At 62.2% G+C, this 1,541-nt stretch carries 1 protein-coding gene and 1 pseudogene; both read left to right on the forward strand.

The genetic code is table 11. The features are described from left to right. Positions 1 to 145 precede the first annotated feature (145 nt). Positions 146 to 1,426, forward strand: a complete 1,281-nt coding sequence (locus ACXJ7R_RS32230) for an O-acetylhomoserine aminocarboxypropyltransferase (protein WP_095081250.1) — start codon at positions 146 to 148, stop codon at positions 1,424 to 1,426. A 6-nt stretch (positions 1,427 to 1,432) separates the two neighbouring features. Next, positions 1,433 to 1,541, forward strand: a pseudogene (locus tag ACXJ7R_RS32235) (cupin domain-containing protein); the annotation flags it as partial.

A 1,541-nucleotide genomic window follows, 5' to 3' on the forward strand; every position in this document is an offset into this window, starting at 1 on the left:
AAGCAAAATTATTCCGCAAGGCCGTGCATTTTCTCGCGTCCCGGCCGCAGATCGTTCGCCGAAGGGCATTTTCTTCTTTGCATTCGCGTCCGGGCTTCGCCAAGAATGCCCGGCCATTTCAAGAGTTTCAAAAAGAGAGGTTTCGATGACCCGCACGCCCGGTTTCAACACGCTCGCCGTCCATGCCGGCGCCAAGCCTGACCCGGCCACCGGCGCCCGGGCCACGCCGATCTACCAGACGACCTCCTTCGTCTTCGACGATGCCGATCACGCTGCCTCGCTGTTTGGGCTGAAGGCCTTCGGCAATATCTATACCCGCATCATGAACCCGACGCAGGCAGTGCTGGAAGAACGCATCGCGGCCCTCGAGGGCGGCACGGCGGCGCTTGCGGTCGCCTCCGGCCATGCCGCGCAAGTGATCGTGTTCCACAATCTGATGCAGCCGGGCGACAATTTCGTCGCCGCCAACAAGCTTTATGGCGGCTCGATCAACCAGTTCGGCCACGCCTTCAAGAATTATGGCTGGGAGGTGCGCTGGGCCGACACCAATGACATCTCGACCTTCGAGAGCCAGATCGACGACAGGACCAAGGCGATCTTCATCGAGAGCCTCGCCAATCCGGGCGGCACCTTTGTCGATATCGAGAAGATCGGCGACATCGCCCGCAAGCACGGCCTGCCGCTCATCGTCGACAACACGCTGGCCTCGCCCTACCTGATCCGCCCGATCGAGCACGGCGCCGATATCGTCGTCCATTCGCTGACCAAATTCATCGGCGGTCACGGCAATTCGATCGGTGGCGCCATCGTCGACGGCGGCACCTTCGACTGGTCCAAGTCGGGCAAGTACCCGATGCTGTCGGAACCGCGCCCCGAATATGGCGGCCTTATCCTGCACGAAACCTTCGGCAATTTCGCTTTCGCCATTGCTGCCCGCGTGCTTGGCCTGCGCGACCTCGGTCCGGCGATTTCGCCGTTCAACGCCTTCCTGATCCTGACCGGTCTGGAAACCTTGCCGCTGCGCATGCAACGCCACTGCGACAACGCCGTGACCGTCGCCGCCTGGCTGTCCAATCATCCCAAGGTCGCCTCGGTGAATTATCCCGGCCTGCCCTCAGACAAGAACCACGCGCTGCAGAAGAAGTACTCGCCGCAAGGCGCCGGCGCCGTGTTCACCTTCGGCCTCAAGGGCGGCTATGACGCCGGCGTCAAATTCGTCGAGGCGCTGGAGCTGTTTTCGCACCTGGCCAATGTCGGCGACACCAAGTCGCTGGTCATCCACCCGGCCTCGACCACGCACCGCCAGCTTTCCGACGAGCAGAAGGTCAAGGCCGGAGCCGGTCCGGACACTGTGCGGCTTTCCATCGGCATCGAGGACGTCAACGACATCGTTGCCGACCTCGAACAGGCGCTTGCCAAGGTCTGATCGATCATGACCGCGTTTCTTTCCGTCGACATCAAGAACGTCGAACCCGAATCTGGCGCGCCGGCGCCGGATCGGCTGATCTCGGGCGATCCGAAATTCCGGACCTGGAACGTCG

The sequence above is a fragment of the Mesorhizobium sp. P5_C1 genome (genome assembly GCF_054049815.1).